Consider the following 17,387-nt stretch of genomic DNA (forward strand, 5'->3'; position numbering starts at 1 on the left):
TGCCCGTTACAGCCTGGATCCAGTGTAGGAGCGAGCTGCCTGCAATAGCGCCAGCTCTGGTGCATTATGTCGATCACTCTTGAATATTCAATCCGCTCTCGGCATTCCAGCCACCACCCAACGCCGCGATCAGTTGCACACTGGCGATCAGCCGACTTTGCAGCAGGGTCAGCACGCTTCGTTCGTTACTTAGGGCAGTGGTTTGCACGTTGACCACATCCAGATAAGCAATAAGGCCGGCTTTATATTGGTTGTTGGTCAAGCGCAAGGACTCACGCGCCGACATCAAGGCCTCGGTGCGCACGCCAGCCTCATCTTCGTAGACCTTGAGCTGCACCAGATAATTTTCCACTTCCTGAAAACCGTTCAACACGGTTTGACGGTATTGGGCTACGGTCTGGTCGTAAACCGCTTCAGTGCGATCGACTTCCGCCGAGCGTTGGCCGCCATCGAACAGGGTCATCGCCAGTTGCGGTCCGACAGACCAGAAACGGTTCGGCAAGCTGATCCAGTTAGTGAACGTGGAGCTGCTATAACCGCCCTTCATACTCAACGTGAGGTCGGGGTAGTACGCGGCTTTGGCGACACCGATATTGGCGTTGGCCGCCATTACTGAGCGTTCGGCCGCAGCGATGTCCGGGCGACGTTCGAGCAACTGCGAAGGCAACTCCAGCGGGATCTGCGGCAACGCAGGAATGACGGTCGTGGCCGCCAGATTGAAGTCCGCCGGGGCTTGGCCCATCAGCACGGCGATTGCGTTCTCGAACTGAGCACGCTGCCAGATCAAATCGATCAAATCAGCCTGGGTGGTTTTTAGCTGGGTCTGCGCCTGCGCCACCGCATCTTTGCCGGAGATACCGGCACGGTACTGGTTCTGCGTCATGGTCAGCGAGCGCTGGTAAGCGTCGACCGTCGATTCGAGAAGGCGTTTTTGTTCGTCGATCACCCGCAGTTGCAGGTAGTTCTGCACCAATTCCGACTGCAAACTCAGCTGCATCGACGCCAGATCGGCAAGGCTGGCCTGAGCGCTGGCCTTGTCGGCCTCCAGACCACGACGCAGCTTGCCCCAGACATCGGCCTCCCAACTGACACCCAGCTGAGTGCTGTAAGTGTCGCGGATACCACTGCTGGAACTGGTCAGGCTCGAACTGCTGCTTCCGGTCCCCTGACTGGAGCGATTCTTACTCGCACTGAGATCAAGCGTCGGAAAGAACGCACCGCGAGCACTGCGCACCAAGGCCTTGGCCTGCCGGTACTGCGCTTCAAACTGAGCGACGGTCTGGTTTGAGCTGTTGAGTTTTTCCACCAGTCCGTTGAGTTGTGCATCGCCATACAACTCCCACCAAGCGCCCCGGGCCAGCGCATCGCTGGGCGCAGCCTGACGCCAGCCTTCGGCTTGTTTGAACTGCGCGGGCGTGGTCATTTCCGGCTTTTTATAGTCAGGACCGACCGCGCAGGCACTCAGGAACACGGCACAAAGCCCCAGACCGAGCCAACGCACAGGCCGCTGTAAAACGGGTTTGATTTGCAGGCGGTCGGTCATAGCGGAGTTTCCAAAGCAGCATCGGTGCGCACGCCACGCCATTGGTTGACGCGACGGCGCAAACGGTCGAGATAGAGGTAAACAACGGGGGTGGTGTACAGGGTCAGGATCTGGCTAAAAATCAGGCCGCCGATAATCGTCAACCCCAGCGGGTGACGCATCTCCGCCCCTTCGGCACTGCTCAGCAGCAAGGGCAAGGCGCCAAGAATAGCGGCCAGCGTCGTCATCAATATCGGTCGTAGACGTTGCAGGCACGCGCTGCGGATTGACTCCAGTGGCGTCATCCCGGACTCACGTTCCAATTGCAGCGCGAGGTCGATCATCAGAATGGCGTTTTTCTTCACCACCCCGATCAACAGAAACAGCCCGAGCAACGAGATCAGGCTGAACTGGCCACCCAGCAGATAGATCGACAGCAACGCGCCGACCCCCGCCGATGGCAAGGTCGAGAGAATGGTCAGCGGGTGAATGTAGCTTTCATAGAGGATCCCAAGCACCAGATACACCACCACCAGCGCTCCCAGAATCATCCACGGCTGGCTTTTCTGGGCGGCGGCGAACGTGTCGGCTGTCCCCGCCATTTTGGCGATGACATCGGTGGGCAAACCCACTTTGGCCACGGCGTGCTCAATGGCAGTAGAGGCTTGTTCAAGCGTCACGCCCTCCGCCAGGTCGAAGGAAATATCTTCGGAAGCGAACTGACCGTCATGGGTCACCCGGTCATTTTCCAGGCTGCGTTCGTAATGGGTGAAACTCGACAACGGAATGCGCTCGCCTGCGGCCGTGATCACCTGAACCTGCTCAAGTGTGACCGGGTCCTGAGCGTATTTCGGGTTGACCTCCATCACCACCTGATACTGGTTGAGGCTGTCATAGATGGTGGAAACCTGCCGCTGACTGTAAGCGTTGTTCAGCACTGCCGTGACCATGTTCATGTCAACGCCCAGTCGTTTGGCGGTATCACGGTCCACTTGCAGGGTAACTTGTTGCGCGCCACGACCTTCACGCCCATCGATAGCGGTCAGTTCCGGCAATGACTTGAGCGCCGCCAGCACTTTCGGGTACCAGAGACGCAGGCTGGTCAAATCGCCGCTTTGCAGGATGTATTGGTATTGCGAGGTGGTCTGCTCGCGTCCACCGCCGAATTGCAGGTCTTGATCGGCCATCAGAAACAAACGGCCACCGGGAACTTGCGGCATATTTTTACGCAAACGCTCAATGACTTTATCGGCGGCAATATTGCGTTCCTTGATGGGCTTGAGCCGCACAATCATCGTGGCATTGTTGGAGCCACCGTTGCCGCCAATAAAGCCGGCTACGCTGTCGACGGCGGGATCAGCCAGCACAGCCTTGCGGTAAATTTCCATCTTGGGCTGCATCACTGAAAACGAAAGGCCGTTGTCGCCCCGGATAAAGCCGATCAGTTGACCGGTGTCCTGTTGCGGCATGAACGTCTTGGGCACTACCACATACAGCGCGATGTTGACGCCGATGGTCAGCAGCAGGCTCAACAGGGTCAATCTTCGATGACGCAACGCCCAGCCAAGGCTGCGGTCGTAGCCCGCGACCATCCGCTCGTTGAGTCGACGACTCCAGCGTTGCAACGAATTTTCCCGATCCGGATCATGGGGTTTGAGCCAGCGGGCGCACAACATCGGGGTCAGGGTCAGGGACACCACGAGCGAGACGACAATCGATACCGCCAACGTGATGGAAAACTCGCGGAACAGGCTGGCAATAATACCGCCCATAAACAGGATCGACAGGAAGACCGCCACCAGCGATACGTTCATCGACAGCAAGGTGAAGCCTACTTCCTTGGCGCCCAGGTACGCGGCCTGCATCGGCGGCACGCCTTTGTCGATGTGCCGGGATATGTTCTCCAGCACTACGATAGCATCGTCCACCACCAGGCCAGTGGCGAGGATCAACGCCATCAGCGACAAGTTGTTCAGGGAAAAACCGGACAAGTACATGACGGCAAACGTACCCACCAGCGACACCGGGACCGCCAGCGTCGGGATCAACGAAGCGCGGAAGTTGCCAAGGAAAAAGAACACCACCAGGATCACCAGAGTCACGGCGATTAACAGCGTCATTTCTGCTTCGTGCAAGGTCGCCTTGATCACTGGTGAGCGGTCCATGGCCAGGTCCAGATTGACGCTGGCTGGCAGCACTGCCTGCAAGGCCGGTAATTGCGCCTTGATCTGCGCCACGGTCTCGATGATGTTGGCACCGGCCTGACGGTTGATGACCAACAACACCGCCTGCTTGTCGTTGAAAAAACCGGCGTTATAGCGGTCCTCCACTGCGTCACTGACTTTCGCCACGTGACTCAGGCGCAGGGCCGCACCGTCCTGATAGCGGATGATCAGCGGTTCGTAATCCTTGGCTTTTTCCAGCTGGTCGTTCGCCTGCACCTGCCAGTTGTGGTCGGCGTCCTCCACCGACCCTTTAGGTTTGCGCACGTTGGCATTGGCAATCGTAGTGCGGACTTCATCCAGCGACACACCATACTGATTGAGTAGTTGCGGCTCGAGTTCGACCCGTACGGCAGGCAGCGAGCTGCCGCCGATCTGCACTTCGCCGACGCCGTTCACCTGAGACAGGCTTTGCGAGAGGATCGTCGACGCCAGGTCGTACAGCTGGCCCTTCTCCAGCACGTCGGACGTCAGCGACAGGACCATGATCGGTGCCTGGGACGGGTTGACCTTTTTGTAGGTGGGCATGCTGCGCATACCACTGGGCAGCAGATTGCGCGAGGCATTGATCGCCGCCTGCACTTCCCGCGCTGCACCGTTGATGTCTCGATCCAGGTCGAACTGCAGAATCACCCGGGTCGAACCCTGGCTCGAACGGCTGCTCATGGTGCTGATCCCGGCAATCGTGCCCAGGGAGCGCTCCAGTGGCGTCGCCACGGTGGAGGCCATGACCTCGGGGCTGGCGCCCGGCAAGCTGGCCGAGACCACAATCACCGGGAAGTCCATGTTCGGCAGGGGCGACACCGGCAGCAGACCGAAGCTGACACCGCCCAGCAAGATGATCGCCAGGCTCAGGAGCATGGTTGCAACCGGCCGACGGATGAAGGGCCCTGACAGGTTCATACGTCGGCCTGCTCCAGGCTCGCGGGCGCACTCGGTGTGTGCCCCCATCGCCGAGCCAGACGGTCGAAATACAGATAGATCACCGGCGTGGTAAACAGCGTCAGTACCTGACTGAGCATAAGGCCGCCGACCATCACCAAGCCCAGCGGCTGACGCAATTCAGCGCCGGAACCACTGGCGAGCATTAACGGCACGGCACCGAACAGTGCGGCCATGGTGGTCATCAGGATCGGCCGAAAGCGCAGCAGCGCCGCTTCGTAAATCGCCGTTTCCGGATCGACGCCCCGATTGCGCTCCGCGTCCAGCGCGAAGTCGATCATCATGATCGCGTTCTTCTTGACGATACCGATCAACAAAATGATGCCGATGATCGCGATCATTCCCAGGTCATTGCCACTGATCAGCAGCGCCAGCAGCGCGCCGACTGCAGCAGACGGCAATGTCGAGAGAATGGTGATGGGATGAATGTAGCTCTCGTACAGCACGCCAAGCACGATATACATCGTCACCACTGCGGCCAGAATCAGCAGCAAGGTGCTCGACAATGACGCCTCGAACGCCTGGGCTGCACCCTGGAATTGAGTCTGCACGCCGATCGGCATGCCAATGTCTTTCTGCACCTGATTGATCACTTCCACCGCGCTGCCCAATGCCACGCCCGGGGCCAGGTTGAACGACATCATGACCGACGGGAATTGACCGATGTGGGCGATGGCCAACTGCGCCTGGCGCTGTTCGACCCGTGCCAGACTCGACAGTTTGACCTGAGTACCGGCAGTGGTCTTGACGTGAATCTGATCCAGAGCCTGCGGCCCGAGATCGCTGCCGGAAACCGCCTGCAACACCACACGGTATTGGCTGGCCTGGGTGTAAATGGTGGAAATCTGGCGCTGACCGAAGGCGTCGTAGAGCGCATCGGTGATGTTCGCCACGCTGACACCGAGGCGGCTGGCAGCGTCACGGTCGATCAACAAATAGACCTGCAAACCCTTGTCTTGCAAATCGCTGGCGACATCGGTCAATTCTGCTCGTTTACTCAAGGCCTGAGACAGCTTGCCGCTCCACTCGGCCAACAGATCGGAGTCCGGCGACGACAGACTGAATTGATACTGGGTACGGCTGACCCGATCTTCGACGGTCAGGTCCTGCACCGGCTGCATGAACAAACGGATGCCCGACAGCGTGTCGAGTTGCGGTTGCAAACGTTGAATGATTTGCGTGGCGCTCAGGTCGCGTTCGCTGTGAGGCTTGAGGTTGATCAACAAGCGTCCGCTGTTGAGTGTCGCGTTATCACCGTCCACGCCGATATAGGAAGACAGGCTCGCCACCGCCGGATCTTGCAGGATGATTTTCGCCAACGACTGTTGCCGCTCGCTCATGGCGGCGAAGGACACCGATTGCGGCGCTTCGGAAATGCCCTGAATCACCCCCGTGTCCTGCACCGGGAAAAAGCCTTTAGGCACGATCATGTACAGGAACACCGTCAGGCCCAGGGTGGCAATGGCCACCAGCAAGGTCAGCGGTTGATGCTTGAGCACCCAGCGCAACTTACGTCCGTAGGCCGCAATCATCCAATCGATCCAGGCCCCACTGGCGCGATAAAAACGGCCCTGTTCCCCTGCCTTGGGCTCACGCTTGAGCAACCTGGCGCACATCATCGGCGTGAGAGTCAGGGACACCACGAGGGAAATCAGGATCGCCACCGCCAGGGTGATCGCAAACTCACGGAACAGCCGACCGACTACATCAGCCATGAACAACAATGGAATCAACACGGCGATCAGCGAAATCGTCAGTGAGATCAGGGTAAAACCGATCTGCCGCGCGCCTTTGAGTGCGGCTTGCAGTGGCGTGTCGCCCTCCTCCAGGTGTCGCGAGATGTTCTCCAGCATCACGATGGCGTCATCCACCACAAAGCCAGCGGCGATGGTCATCGCCATCAACGTCAGGTTGTTGACCGAGAACCCGGCCAGGTACATCACACCAAACGTGCCGACCAGCGACAGCGGTACGGCAATCGACGGAATGATCGTGGCACTGACCCGACGCAAGAACAGAAACGTAACCAGGACCACCAGCGCGATGGCTATCAGCAACTCGTGCTGCACGTCAGTGACCGACGCACGAATGGTTTGCGTGCGGTCAGTCAGGACAGTGACATCAAGCCCGGCGGGCAGGTTATCAGTGATACTGGGCAGCAGCGCTTTGATCCGGTCGACCACCTCAATGACGTTGGCACCGGGCTGGCGCTGAATATTGAGCAGCACAGCCTGGTTCTCGTTGGCCCAGGCTGCCAGCCGTTCATTCTCCGCCCCGTCGATGACCTGAGCCACGTCCTTCAGACGCAAAGGCGCGCCATTTTTGTAGGCGAGAATGAGTTCCGCGTATTCCTCCGGCGACTTCAACTGGTCGTTGGCATCCAGCATCGATACCCGCGTCGGGCCATCGAAGTTACCCTTAGGCTGGTTGACGTTGGACGCACCGATCAGCGTGCGCACATCCGCGAGATTCAGGCCATTGGCGGCCAGCGCTTCAGGGTTGACCTTGATCCGTACCGCCTGACGTTGTCCGCCAGCAATACTGACCATGCCCACACCGCTAATCTGGGCGATTTTCTGCGCCATACGCGTATCGACCAGGTCGTTAAGCTTGGGCAGCAGCATGGTTTTGGAGGTAATTGCCAGGGTCAGTACCGGGGTGTCGGCCGGGTTGACCTTGTTGTACACCGGCGGTGCTGGCAGATCCGTGGGTAAAAGATTGGTCGCACCGTTGATCGCGGCCTGCACTTCCTGCTCAGCGACGTCCATATTGAGGTCGAGGCTGAAACGCAGGGTGATCACCGAGGCACCACCGGAACTGGTCGAGGCCATTTGCGTGAGCCCTGGCATCTGCCCGAACTGCCTCTCCAAAGGCGCGGTCACTGCGCTGGTCATCACTTGCGGACTGGCGCCGGGGTAAAGCGTCAGCACGCGAATCGTCGGGTAATCCACCTGAGGCAAGGCCGAGACCGGCAGCAAGGTATAAGCAATCAGGCCGGCCAGAACGATGGCCAGCATGCTCAGGGTGGTCGCTACCGGACGCAGGATGAACAGCCGGGAGATGTTCATACGCGGCTTTTTTCCGCCTTATTGGCTACAACCGATTCATCAGTACCCTTTGAAGGTTGACCCTGCAACTTTTGCACCGGCGCGGCGGGGACGTCCTTGCTATCGTTGACCACTTCCACCTCACTGCCATCGCGCAAGCGATCGGTACCCTCGAGCACGACGCGCTCGCCTTCGGCCAGGCCGCTGGTGATAACGGTGGCTTTTTCGTCGCTCGCTCCGGTCTGCAATTGGCGAATCTTGACCTTCTTGTCGCCATCCATCACGTAGGCGAATGTCCCGTTGGTACCGAACTGGATCGCTGCAGAAGGCACCAGCACTGCGTGTTTAAGGGTGTCGGCACGCAGGCGCAGGTTGACGAACTGATTGGGAAACAGCAGTTCGTCCTGGTTATCGAAACGGGCCTTGAACTTCAATGTGCCCGTGGTGATGTCGATCTGGTTGTCCAGGCTGTACAGCACGCCGGTGGCTTGCAGTTTTTCGTCACCCCGGTCCCAGGCTTCCGCCAGCAGCTTGTCGCCACTGCGAAAACGCGCAATGACCACTGATAAGTCTTTCTCGGGCAGGGTGAAATTGACGGTGATGGGTTTGGTCTGGGTGATGACCACCAGCGCTGTGGTGTCATTGGCCGCCACCAAGTTGCCTACATCCAGTTGGCGCAGCCCGGTACGCCCTGCGATAGGCGCACGAATTTTGGTGAACTCCAGATTGAGTTTAGCGTTTCCCACCGCAGCCTGATTGGTCTTGATCGTGCCCTGATACTGACCCACCAGTGACGCAGCGGTGTCCAGTGTTTGCTTGGCAATGCTGTCTTCGGCATACAGGCCGCGATAGCGCTCCAGATCAATCTGCGCGTTTTTGAGCAACGCCTGATTGGTCAGCAATGTACCTTCGGCCTGCTCCAGCGCAATCTGGTAACTGCGTGGATCAATCTCGGCCAGCAGGTCACCCGCCTTGACCATCTGCCCTTCCTGGAAGTTAAGTTTGACCAACTGCCCCGCTACCTGGCTGCGAACGTTGATCGTGTTCATCGCCGTCACGGTACCCAGCGCTTTGTAGTAAATCGGGAAGTCACCCACGGTGGCAGGCGCCACACGTACAGGTACCGGCCCGGTTGCGCCGCCAAAGCCCGGACGAGGCGTACCGCTCGTAGACTTTGGATGGGTGGCTGCCGCGCTTTTGTGTGTGGCTGAAGACGGCCACCACCACCAGCACAGGCCGATGATAATCAACAGGACTGCCAGGCTGATCAGCCAGCGACGGGAACTACGGGGGCCAGAGGATTGCATGAATAAATCAACCATTGTGCGCGTGGGCTTCTACGGGAGGCTGAACAATAAGCACAGTTGGGGCCCAAGCAAAGCGCCTTTACCGGCAATTTACTTAGCGCTTACTTTCGATAAGACCCTGAAGCACAAATAAAAACGGCCTGGACGAGGCCAGGCCGTTAATGTTTTACAACGTGTTACTTCAGAACAGCCAGAACAGCGTCGTAATTCGGTTCGTGGCCGATTTCAGAGACCAGCTCGCTGTGCAGTACTTTATCGTGTTCGTCGAGTACAACCACGGCACGCGCGGTCAGACCTACCAGCGGGCCTTCGGCAATTGCCACGCCGTAGTTTTCCAGGAACTCGCGGCCGCGCATGGTGGACAGGTTCTTGACGTTTGTCAGGCCTTCGGCACCGCAGAATCGGGCTTGGGCGAACGGCAAGTCGGCGGAAATGCACAGCACTACGGTGTTGCTCAGGTCATTGGCCTGGGCATTGAACTTGCGTACGGAGGTCGCGCAGGTCGGGGTGTCTACGCTTGGAAAAATGTTCAGCACTTTACGTTTCCCAGCGAAGGTGGCCAGGGTAGCGTCAGACAAGTCGCCAGCCACCAGCGTGAACGCAGGTGCGGAGTTGCCAACCTTTGGCAGTTCGCCGTTGACTTGAATAGGGTTGCCTTTCTGGGTCACTTGAGCCATGAGCTGAGTCCTTTTTAAAGGGTTTCTGGAAGAGCCGGAAGTTAAACACGAAAGTGCGTAGGGACCTATGGGCCTGACTGGATTTTGTCTAACCGATTGTTCCGGGCGCACAATTCCACCAACCAGTCGACGAACACCCGCACCCGCCGCGACATCTGCCGATGCGGCGGGTACAAAGCCGTCAAGGCCATCGGCGGCGGGCGAAACGTATTTAGCACCTCTACCAGCGACCCACTGCGCAGCTGTTCGACGATATGGTAGTACGGCGTCTGCACCAATCCGTACCCGGCTTCGCATGCAGCCAGGTAGCCGTCTGCGCTGTTTATTGACATCGCCTTGGTCAGACTGAAATCACGCACCTGACCGTCAATCAAGAACTCCAGGCCGTACCGTTTGTTGGAGCTGGCCGAGAAATACTCGATCACTTTGTGCTGCGACAAATCTTCCAGTGTCAACGGCGCGCCATGACGCTGTAGGTACTCGCGACTCGCGCAGGTCACTTGCGTCATATTCGCCAGCGGCCTTGCCACTAGCGACTCATCCAGCGACGGCCCTGCCCGCACCACGCAATCCACGCCCTCACGAATCAACTGCACAGGACGATCACTCATGCCGATTTCCAGTTCGATCATCGGGTAACGGTCGGTGAACTGCGGCAATGCGGGGATAACGATCAAGCGACCGAAACCCACCGGAATATCAATGCGCAATACGCCTTGTGGCGCCTTGCTCGCCGATGAAAACGCCGCTTCGGTGTCTTCCAGATCGGTCAGCAGACTGACACAACGCTGGTAATACGCCTGGCCGTCCAGGGTCGGACTGACGTGGCGGGTGGTGCGTTGCAGCAACTGCACCCCCAAATGCGCTTCAAGTTGTTTGATCAGAATTGTCGCCGAAGCCCGCGGCATATGCAGGCTGTCAGCGGCTTTGGCAAACCCGCCCAGTTCGACGATACGGGTGAACACGCGCATGGCGTTGAATCGATCCATGGGGCGACGACCTTGTAGGTGAAGTGAGGTCAGGGAGGCAATTTTAGGCGCCACTGTTTAGATTTTCTAAACAGTGAAAGCATTTTAAGCCGGTTTATCTCTGTTCTGTCGAGCGTAACAATGGAAGTCACCTTTAAATCGGCAGGAGTTTATCCATGCAAACCCGTCAACTTGGTAAAAACGGCCCGCAGGTTTCCGCCATCGGTCTCGGCTGCATGGGCATGACCGACTTCTATACCACTGGCACTGACACCAAAGAAGCCATAGCGACCCTCCATCGCGCCCTGGAGCTGGGTATCACGCTGTTGGACACTGCCGATATGTATGGCCCGCACACCAACGAAGAACTGATCGGCCAGGCCATTCGCGGCAAGCGTGATCAAGTCTTTATCGCCAGCAAGTTCGGCTTTGTCCGCGATGCTAGCGACCCCACTGCCCGGGGGGTAAACGGCAGCCCGGAATATATTCGCAGCGCCATCGACGGCACGCTCAAACGCTTGGGCATCGAAACCCTGGACCTGTATTACCAGCACAGGATCGACCCACAAATCCCGGTCGAAGAATCCGTGGGCGCCATGGCCGAGCTGGTCAAGGCCGGCAAGGTTCGTTACCTCGGTTTGAGCGAAGCTTCTGCCAGTACGCTGGAGCGGGCGCATAAAGTGCATCCGATCAGCGCGCTGCAAACCGAATACTCGCTGTGGAGCCGAGAGCCGGAAGAGAATGGCAGCCTCGAAACCTGTCGCCGTCTGGGTATTGCTTTTGTACCCTACAGCCCTCTGGGGCGCGGATTCCTGACCGGCACGCTGAAAAGCCCTGACGACTTTGCAGCTGACGATTACCGTCGATCGAGCCCGCGTTTTCAGGGCGAAAACTTCGCGAAAAACCTGCTGCTCGTGGAGAAGGTACAAAAACTTGCCGCTGAAAAAGGCGTCAGTGCCGGCCAGTTGGCCTTGGCTTGGGTGCTTGCCCAAGGCAATGACATCGTGCCGATTCCGGGGACCAAGCGACGCAAATACCTGGAAGAAAACGTCGCCGCATTAGCGATAAAACTAACCCCGAACGAACTGCAGACCCTCAAAGACCTGTTTCCCATTGAGGCCATCGCCGGAAAGCGTTACAGCGACAGCTCGTTAAAACTGGTTAACCAGTAACAGCGGCCCGATTGTGGGAGCACATGAATTCGCTCCCACAACATTCATGAGTGCACTGCTCAAAAGTCCCGTTTATAGAACAGATCCAGTGAGCTGGCGATTCCGCTGGCGGCTTCCAGATAGAGCTTTTTGCTCAACATATAACGCAAGGCGATGGTGTTGGCCGGTTCGAACACGCCGACGCCATAGCGCAGGCTCAACTTGTCAGTAATCTTGCCACTGGCGACGACACTGGTCGTATTGCCGCTGCCTGACGTGTCCAGCTCGAAATCCTTGATACCAAGATCCTTGGCGAGCGTACCCGTGACTGAAGAGCTCCCGGCCAGGCCCAATGCCAACGCTGCCTGGGCCATCATGTTGCTGTCTTCGCCGGTGGTGCTCAACGGGCGCCCCATGATCAGATAGGACAACGCCTGCTCCTGGCTCATGGCCGGCTCTGAGAACACGACAGTGGTCGGCTGTTCGGCGCTGCCGGTCAGGCGAATACCGGCAACCACGTCGTCGGTTTTGCGAATTGCTTCGATATCAAGGTACGGCTGGTCGATGGGGCCAGCGAATAAAAGCCGTGCTCGGCGAATGGTCAAACGCTGACCATAAGCCCGATAACGCCCATCGTTGAGGGTCAGCTCGCCCCGAGCGTCGAGGTTGTCACCGATATGCACATGCCCGGCCAGATTCGCGGTCAGCCCAAAACCGCTGAAGCTGAGTGTTTCCTGACCTACTTCAACGTCGATATCCATGGCCATGACCAACGGCGGCGCGCCCTGTTCGGTCTGATGGCCGACGATCACGGTGTCACCCGACAGTTTGACTGTCGAGGGCGGCAGTTCACGAATCGTAATCGCGCCTTTGGGGATCAGCACCTTGCCGGAAATCGCCAGCTTACCGCCCTTCATGGTGATGTTTAGATTCGGTGCCACTTCCAGCAGGGCATAAGGTTCCACCGTGAGCGGCAGGTGCGCGCCTTTCAGATTGAGGTCCACCGCAAGCGCTTCGCCCCAGGATATCTGCCCATTCAACGTACCTTTTCCAGACTCGCCACTGTTCCAGCCGCCGTCCAGGCGCAAGCTTTCGCCAGCGATCAGGGCCTGAACCGTCAGGTCATGCAGGCTGACGGGCAGTTCCGGCCCAGTCACTTCGCCGTCGCTGAGGGTGACGCTGCCATTAACCTGCGGTGCCAGCAGCCCCCCAGACAAACGCCCACTGCCATTGAGCCTGCCGGTGAGTTTTTCGACCATCGGCACGAAAGGCCGGGCAATGGATATATCCACCCCACTGAGGTTGAACGCTCCGGACAGCGGTTTGTTTTTCGCCAGCGGATCAATCTGCACTGTCACTGACAGCGTGCCCAGTTTTCCACCGCGAAAGTCCAGCTGGGAGTCGATGCGTTTCGGGTTCAGGATGCTGCTGATCTTGAGGCTTTCATAAGGGAAATCCAGCCATTGGTCCTTCTCGCGAATGCTCAAAGTACCACCGCTGGTCTCCACCGAAACCTGGCCATTAGGGCCGGAAGTCGGGAGATCGAGTTGCACGTTGCCGTTGAGCAGGCCTTTCCAGGCAAAGTCCTTGGGCAACCACTGAGCCAGGCTTTCGAGGGGGAATTGCTTAAGGTGATAACGCAAGCGCGGCTCGGGCATCAGCCGCTGATCCTCACCGCACAAACTTGCCTGCCCCGAAATCCAGCAGTGAGCGGCAAAATTGACTTTGCCATCAGCCAGTCGTTCGAGCCTGGTCGGCTGCTGCAAGCGCCAATCCTGGCCCCCTGTTTGCACATCGCCACTGACCAGCCTGCCCCGCCAGTCACCTTTGCTCAGGTCGCCGTCGAGTGCCAACCCCAGCTTCAATAATGGGCCTTGCAGGTCGAGCGCCAATTGTTGATGTTTGATATCCCCCTGGCCGTTGACCTTCAGCGTGCCCAGTTGCGTGTCGCCCAGTTGAATACCACCACCCTTGAGGTCAATGGATGCACGCTGAGCCGTGTCCAGTTTTGCTGCCAGGGCCAGGCTTCGCAGGCGGTTGTCTGCCATCGCCAGTTGCCCGCCTTGCAGTGCCAGTTGACCTTGCGGCGCTTGCAGTGTGCCCGCCAGGTCCAGGCGCCCTTTGACTTGACCCTGCAAACGCGGCCACAGCTGGCCCAGACGCGGCAAATTGATGTCCATTTGGCCAAGCAGACGTTGCTGCAAGCTGCCTTTGCCTTGAATGCGGTTATCGCCCAGGCGAACATCCAGCGAGCCGAGCGTCCACTTATCACCGGCGCCATCGACCTTGGCCTGCAGCACGGCCGGCTGCCCCCGCAACCGACCTTTGAGGTCGAGGTCGACGTTCAGGCTCAGTCGCTCGTTTTTGTATTCCCCGGTGCTGCGCAACGGTCCAGCCAAGGTACCCGGCAATTCTCCCAGCCAATACGCCGGGTTGATCGCACTCAGATCCAGCGCCGTATCCCAGCCTATGCCATCGGCGAATTGCAGTTTCAGGTGCCCATCAGCCTTGCCCTTGCCCGCAGCCAGCTCTAACTGAGGCAGAAAGATCTGCTTGAGATCACCGCTGAACGGACTGCTCAGGCTGAACGCCCCGGCGGGTCCATCGAAAGCACCGCTGAAATTGCCCAGGTATTTGCCATCGGTGTAGGAGACTTCGCCGCTGAAGGTGCGCAAAGCCACCTGCGGTTCATCAATCGCCGGATAAAGCCGATGCCACGGAAAGTTCAGCCAATCGATTTTTGCGTCGGCGCTGAAGCCCTGGCGCCAGTCCAGCCGACCGCTGAGCTTCAGTGATTGTTCTGCACTGGCCGTCAGATCAAGCGCCGCGATGTCCGCACCTTGAGCATCGACCCTGCCTTGCAGCGCCAGCGCGACCGGACCTTGCTCGGCAGGCAGACTGGCGTTGCCAGAGACCCGATAACCGTGCTTCAAATCGCCCTGAGCTGCCAGCTCAATCCGATTGAGTTGCAGGGTGTCCGGCAGATCGGCGCTGGCCTTGAAGCCATCCGCCGTGACGTTCACCTGTGCGGGCAGATTCTCCACCAGCGGTTGCAGTTGCCCGCTCAATTGACCTTGCAGATAACCACTGCTATCCGCCTTGAGCTGCAAAGTCTTGAGCAGATTGCCCTGAATGTTCAAGGCCAGCGTCCAAGGCTGATCACCCGGTGCCGGCAGCTTCAGCTGACCTTGGGCTGTCAGCGGCCAGTCGCCGTTTGGCTGCAATAACCCGGACAGATCAAGCACCAGATCATCCCGTTGCAGATGCGCAGCATTGATCTGCAGGCCGTTGGCCGTCCACTCCGCTGCCAGTTGCAGAGCGCGTAATTGTTCGCTGCCATTAAGCATCAGGCTGCCGATGCGCACGTCACCCAAGCGGATCGCCAGCGGCAGCTTCAGATCCGGCAGACTCATGGGGCCACTGCTTTGGTCGGCACCGGAAGGGAACTGTAGACCGACGCGCTCGGCCTGCAATTGATCGACACAGAGCGTCATCTTCGCCAGACACAAAGGCGACCAGACAAAGACTGGCGCATCGACCTCGACGCGGCTATCGCCCTGTACCCACAGCAGATGATCGGCCCGCCATTGACCGGCCAGATGACCGCTGAAGTTTTCGATTTTCAGCCCCGGCACCAGCCCCAGCGCCCAACGGCTGCCCGCTTGCGTGCCCAGGATCAGGCACAGACTCAGGATCAGCAACACGGGTAACGCGATCAGGCTCAGGCCGGTAATTTTTATTGCGCGACGCACCGTTCAGGCACTCCTCATAATTCAGGGCCCATGGAAAAGTGCACACGAAACCCACCATCGCCATCCAGCGCATGAGCCAGATCCAGGCGCAACGGCCCGACCGGCGAGACCCAGCGCACGCCGATACCGACACCGGTTTTCAAGCGTGGCAGTTGCAATGTATTGAAGGAGTTGCCTTGATCGACAAACGTCGCCACACGCCACTTTTCAGCGATTGAATATTGATATTCGGCGCTGCCAGCGACCATGTACCGTCCGCCAATACGATCACCGTCGGAGTTCGTCGGTGATAGGGTCTGGTAGTCATAGCCGCGCACGCTTTGATCGCCGCCAGCAAAAAAACGCAAGGAGGGAGGGATCGATTGATAGCCGTTGGTCGCGCTGCCACCAAACTGCACGCGCCCAAGAAAACGGTGGTTTTGCCACACGGTCGTCAAGCCTTTAAGCAGTACAGTGCCGCGCAACACATTGGTGTCTGACGCCAGCCCCTCCTTGGCGACTTGCCCATCGAACTGCAGGCGATAACCGTTATGCGGGTCGATACGGTTGTCACTGCGCAAAAGTGAATAGCTGATACCCGGCATCAGCAACGTACTTAGCCCGGAATCATCGCCCAGACGATATTCCTCGCGCTGCCACTTCAATGAAATCACCCGATCCCAACCGCTGGACAGCCGACTGTGCCACTCAGGGCCGACGGTCAACAGCTTGCTCACGGTGTCGGTGCCCGCGATCTCTTCGTACTGGTAACCGCCAGCGAACCGCAGTTTGTCGGTCAGTGGCGGGGTCAGAGGTATGTCGTACCACAGGCCCACGTTTTGGCGCGGTGCGGACAGCTCCATCTCGGCACCATAGCTGTGCCCCTGAGGATTGACCCAATGGCGCGTCCAGTTAGCCTTGCCGCGCACACCGACGTCGGTGGAAAAGCCAAGGCCGAGCCCCATCGTGCGGGGCTTGCGGGTTTGTAGCTGGACCGCCACCGGAATCACCTGATCCACTGCTGCCGTGGGCGCCGCGTCCACCCGCACACCCTCGAAATAGCCGCTCGACTGCAAGGCCTGATTGAGTTCAGCGATCAGTTCCGAGTCATAAGGGGTGTAGGCTTTGAATGGCACCATGCGTTGCATCAAGTCGTCATCAAATGGCGCATCGCCGCTGAAGCTGACTTTACCTAGCACGTAGCGCGGGCCACTCTCATAAATCAGTTCTATATCGGCAACACCGGCCTTTGGGTCGATACTCAGGCGCTGGCTGCTGAAGTGCCCACTAAAAAAGCCATAGCGCGACGCCTGATTCTGGATCAGGCGCTTGGCGTCTTCGTAGTAGCCATGATTGAGTACAGCGCCCGTTTTCAACCTGTCGCTTTTCGGCACTCGAAACGCCTTGAGCGAGGCGGCTGGGCCTTCAATCCGTACGGTGACACTGCGCAGATGCACCGGCTCGCCAGGCACCACGTTGATCACCAGTCGCAGGTCCTTGCCGGTTTTTACTGTGCTGTCGATCTGCGCCTGGTAATAGCCCAAGGCTTGCGCCGCTTTTTGCGCCTGCTCTTCAGCCCCCAGACTGAAACGTTGCAGGGCCTCTTCATCGCGCTCGCCAAGGCTGCCCACATACCCTTCGATATTGGCTTTAAGTGCGTCGTTGAAGGGTTCGATCCTGATATCCAGTTGCGCCGCCGCGAACACCGAAAAAGTGCTGAACTGGACAATAAACAGCAGAACCAAACCGCTGGTGAATCTACCGGAAAACTTCATAGCGGCGGATGCTATCACGCGCGGCGAGTCGTACTGGAGCGCGTC

General features: G+C 58.6%; 9 protein-coding genes. 1 reads left to right on the forward strand and 8 read right to left on the reverse strand.

Annotated elements, in window-relative coordinates:
- Window positions 1–73: 73 nt before the first annotated feature.
- The 6 genes from QN399_RS06720 to QN399_RS06745 all read right to left on the reverse strand — a co-directional run bounded on the left by QN399_RS06720 (window position 74) and on the right by QN399_RS06745 (window position 10,706).
- Window positions 74–1,543 carry an efflux transporter outer membrane subunit gene (locus QN399_RS06720; protein ID WP_323568949.1) on the reverse strand — a complete coding sequence of 490 codons (1,470 nt, stop codon included), beginning with the start codon at window positions 1,541–1,543 and terminating at the stop codon, window positions 74–76.
- The gene (locus QN399_RS06725) at window positions 1,540–4,647 is read right to left on the reverse strand and encodes an efflux RND transporter permease subunit (RefSeq protein WP_322179405.1); all 3,108 of its coding nucleotides are present in this window, start codon (window positions 4,645–4,647) and stop codon (window positions 1,540–1,542) included. Before QN399_RS06725 ends, QN399_RS06720 begins: the two co-directional genes overlap by 4 nt.
- Entirely contained in the window at window positions 4,644–7,754 is a 3,111-nt protein-coding gene (locus QN399_RS06730) for an MdtB/MuxB family multidrug efflux RND transporter permease subunit (protein WP_330200735.1), read from the reverse strand. Before QN399_RS06730 ends, QN399_RS06725 begins: the two co-directional genes overlap by 4 nt.
- Complete coding sequence (locus QN399_RS06735) at window positions 7,751–9,055, reverse strand: MdtA/MuxA family multidrug efflux RND transporter periplasmic adaptor subunit (protein ID WP_330200736.1); 1,305 nt, start codon at window positions 9,053–9,055, stop codon at window positions 7,751–7,753. Before QN399_RS06735 ends, QN399_RS06730 begins: the two co-directional genes overlap by 4 nt.
- 161 nt (window positions 9,056–9,216) lie before the next feature.
- Complete coding sequence (gene tpx / locus QN399_RS06740) at window positions 9,217–9,717, reverse strand: thiol peroxidase (protein WP_322216020.1); 501 nt, start codon at window positions 9,715–9,717, stop codon at window positions 9,217–9,219.
- 65 nt (window positions 9,718–9,782) lie between these two features.
- Window positions 9,783–10,706 carry a LysR family transcriptional regulator gene (locus QN399_RS06745; protein ID WP_322216018.1) on the reverse strand — a complete coding sequence of 308 codons (924 nt, stop codon included), beginning with the start codon at window positions 10,704–10,706 and terminating at the stop codon, window positions 9,783–9,785.
- 155 nt (window positions 10,707–10,861) lie between these two features.
- Between QN399_RS06745 and QN399_RS06750 the strand changes: the two genes are divergently transcribed.
- Window positions 10,862–11,857 (forward strand): aldo/keto reductase, encoded by a 996-nt coding sequence (locus QN399_RS06750; protein ID WP_322179410.1) that lies wholly within the window; start codon window positions 10,862–10,864, stop codon window positions 11,855–11,857.
- A gap of 59 nt (window positions 11,858–11,916) precedes the next feature.
- Here QN399_RS06750 and QN399_RS06755 read toward each other — a convergent pair whose 3' ends face one another.
- Together QN399_RS06755 and QN399_RS06760 are read right to left on the reverse strand one after the other, a co-directional pair.
- Window positions 11,917–15,588: a translocation/assembly module TamB domain-containing protein gene (locus tag QN399_RS06755; protein ID WP_330200737.1), complete on the reverse strand. Its 3,672-nt coding sequence runs from the start codon at window positions 15,586–15,588 to the stop codon at window positions 11,917–11,919.
- Between the two features lie 14 nt (window positions 15,589–15,602).
- Window positions 15,603–17,342, reverse strand: a complete 1,740-nt coding sequence (locus tag QN399_RS06760) for an autotransporter assembly complex family protein (protein ID WP_330200738.1) — start codon at window positions 17,340–17,342, stop codon at window positions 15,603–15,605.
- Window positions 17,343–17,387: the final 45 nt, after the last annotated feature.

This window comes from Pseudomonas sp. 10C3, assembly GCF_036346185.1.
In the GTDB taxonomy this organism is placed as follows: domain Bacteria; phylum Pseudomonadota; class Gammaproteobacteria; order Pseudomonadales; family Pseudomonadaceae; genus Aquipseudomonas.